Consider the following 3,299-nt stretch of genomic DNA (forward strand, 5'->3'; position numbering starts at 1 on the left):
CCGGCCGCTCGCGATCACGGTTTTCCGGCGGGAACAACTGCGATATAGGACATCACCGCGCCAGGCCCCACGTCTCCGCGCCCTGCGGATACGCTCTCCCGGCTCACTCAGCGTGAGGAAGCCGTACTTATAGTCATACCCAATATGGTTTTTGGGCGGCCTGTGGCCGTATATCGGGTAAGGGGCAGACCGTGGTTAGGACACGGGCAAGGTGCGGGCCTCCCTACAATTGGTGACTGTGACAACGCCTGAGCTGCCAACCCAGTACGCACCCGCTGACGTCGAAACCCAGAGCTACGAGCGCTGGGTGGCGGAGGGCTACTTCACTGCGGACGTAGGCAGCGAGCGCGAGCCGCACAGCATCGTCCTGCCGCCGCCCAACGTGACCGGTGTCCTCCACATCGGTCACGCCCTCGACCACTCGATCCAGGACGCCCTCAGCCGGCGGGCCCGCATGCGCGGTTTCGAGACCCTGTGGCTCCCCGGCATGGACCACGCCGGCATCGCCACGCAGAACGTCGTCGAGCGCGAACTGGCCAAGGAGGGCCTGTCCCGGCACGACCTCGGCCGCGAGGCGTTCGTCGAGCGGGTCTGGCAGTGGAAGGAAGAGTCCGGCGGCCGGATCCTCGGCCAGATGGCGAAGCTCGGCGACAGCGTCGACTGGTCGCGCGAGCGCTTCACCATGGATGAGGGCCTCTCCAGGGCCGTTCAGACCATCTTCAAGCGGCTCTTCGACGACGGCCTGATCTATCGCGCCGAGCGCATCATCAACTGGTGCCCGCGCTGCCTCACCGCGCTCTCCGACATCGAGGTCGACCACACCGACGACGAGGGTGAGCTGGTCTCGATCCGCTACGGCGACGGTGAGTCGTCCATCGTCGTCGCCACGACCCGGGCCGAGACGATGCTGGGGGACACGGCCGTCGCCGTGCATCCCTCCGACGAGCGCTATGCCCACCTGGTCGGCACGTCGGTGGAGGTGCCGCTCACTGGGCGGCTCATCCCGATCGTGGCCGACGAGCACGTCGACCCGGCGTTCGGCACCGGCGCGGTCAAGGTCACCCCCGCGCACGACACCAACGACTTCGAGATCGGCCGGCGCCACGGGCTGCCGTCACTCGCGATCATGGACGAGCGCGGTCTCATCACCGCCCACGGCCCCTTCCAGGGGCTCGACCGCTTCGAGGCCAGGCCCGCCGTGGTCGCCGCGTTGCGCGCCGAGGGGCGCGTGGTCGCCGAGCGGCGTCCGTACCTCCACGCCGTCGGTCACTGCTCCCGCTGCAAGACCGTGGTCGAGCCGAGGCTGTCCCTGCAGTGGTTCGTGAACGTGCAGCCGCTGGCGAAGGCCGCGGGCGACGCCGTGCGCGACGGCCGCACCCGCATCCACCCGCCGGAGCTGGCCAAGCGCTACTTCGACTGGGTCGACGACATGCACGACTGGTGCATCTCCCGCCAGCTGTGGTGGGGCCACCGCATCCCGGTCTGGTACGGCCCGGAGGGCGAGGTGCTGTGCGTCGGCCCCGATGAGGAGCCTCCCGCCGGCTACGTGCAGGACCCTGACGTGCTCGACACCTGGTTCTCCTCGGGCCTGTGGCCCTTCTCCACCCTCGGCTGGCCGGAGCGCACCCGCGAGCTGGAGCGCTTCTACCCCACGACGGTCCTGGTGACGGGGTACGACATCCTGTTCTTCTGGGTCGCGCGGATGATGATGTTCGGGCTGTACGCCATGGACGGCACGCCGCCGTTCCAGACCGTCGCGCTCCACGGCATGGTTCGCGACCAGTACGGCAAGAAGATGTCGAAGTCCTTCGGGAACGTCGTCGACCCGCTCGACTGGATCTCCCGGTACGGCGCGGACGCGACCCGCTTCACCCTGCTGCGGGGCGCCGGCCCCGGGTCGGATGTGGCGATCAGCGAAGACTGGGCCGCCGGCTCCCGCAACTTCTGCAACAAGATCTGGAACGCCACCCGGTTCGCGCTGATGAACGGCGCGACGGTCTCGGCCGCGCTGCCCGATCCCGGCGAGCTGACCGTCGCCGACCGGTGGATCCTGTCGCGCCTGCAGGCGGTCGTGGCCGCGGTGGACACCGGGTACGAGGACTTCGAGTTCGCCAAGATCTCCGATCAGCTTTACCACTTCGCGTGGGACGAGGTCTGCGACTGGTACGTCGAGCTCGCCAAGATCCAGATCGCGTCGGGCGGTGAGGTGGCCGACCGCACGCGCCTGGTCCTGGGGCACGTGTTCGACGCGCTGCTCCGGCTGCTCCACCCGCTTGTGCCGTTCGTCAGCGAGGAGCTCTGGCGGGCGCTGACCGGGGGCCCTTCCGTCACGGTGGCTCCCTGGCCGGTCAGCGACGCGCGGTACGCCGATCGGGCGGCCGAGGGGGAGATCCTTTCCCTGCAGGAGCTCATCACGGAGGTTCGCCGCTTCAGGTCGGACCAGGGGCTGAAGCCCGGCCAGCGGGTCGCGGCCAGGCTCACGCTCGACAGAACGGCGCTCGCCGCCCATGAGACCGCCATACGGAGCTTGCTGCGGCTGGAGGACCCCTCGGAGTCGTTCACGGCCACGGCACGGCTCGCCGTGGGCTCCGCCGTCGTCGAGATCGATACCGCCGGGGCCATCGACGTGGCCGCAGAGCGGCGGCGCATGGACAAGGACCTCGCCTCGGCGCGCAAGGAAGCGGCCCAGTCGGCGGCCAAGCTGGCGAACGAGCAGTTCATGTCCAAGGCGCCGGACGACGTCGTGGTCAAGGTCCGTGCCAGGGCGGCGCAGGCCGACGCCGACATCGCCCGGCTGGAGGCCCAGCTGGCAGCGCTGCCGGCGAGCTGAGACACCCTGCCAGGAGCCCGTGACCCCCATGGTCGCGGGCTCCTCGCGCTTCGGTCCGTAAGGGCTCGAACTGGAAGGTTTGGGCGTTGGGGACCTGGGAATAACCACGGGCTGACCCAAGTTGTTCATGACACGGTCGCGCCGATGCTAGAGTTCTTCTCGCAGGGCGCCGCACTCCGCTCGATCAGAACGGAGACTCCGGGAATCATTCGGCTTCCGGAGGTGTTAGGCTCTCCTGCACCCCCAAAGACCTACCTTGGTTCGAGTGGCCAGTCGGAAGTTGACAGGGCTCGCTCGATCGGGTAAGTTAGCAGGGTTGCCCTGGAGACGGGGCGGTCTGAATCCTAGTGGGTTCGGGTGGCTGGAAGTCAAGTGTCGACAAAGACGCGATTTGCTCCCGGTCAAGCGGCCTTGTAGGATGAAGACATAACGAGATGGAAGCCCCGGAGCTTGGACCTTTGAACGGGTC

At 68.2% G+C, this 3,299-nt stretch carries 1 protein-coding gene; it reads left to right on the forward strand.

All coding sequences use genetic code 11. From position 1 onward, the window contains the following. Window positions 1-238: 238 nt before the first annotated feature. Window positions 239-2,830, forward strand: coding sequence for a valine--tRNA ligase (locus AB0O34_RS36455; RefSeq protein ID WP_363923517.1), 2,592 nt, complete (start codon window positions 239-241; stop codon window positions 2,828-2,830). The last annotated feature ends 469 nt before the right edge of the window (window positions 2,831-3,299 follow it).

The organism is Sphaerisporangium sp. NPDC088356, from assembly GCF_040685555.1.
Classification (GTDB): domain Bacteria; phylum Actinomycetota; class Actinomycetes; order Streptosporangiales; family Streptosporangiaceae; genus Sphaerisporangium.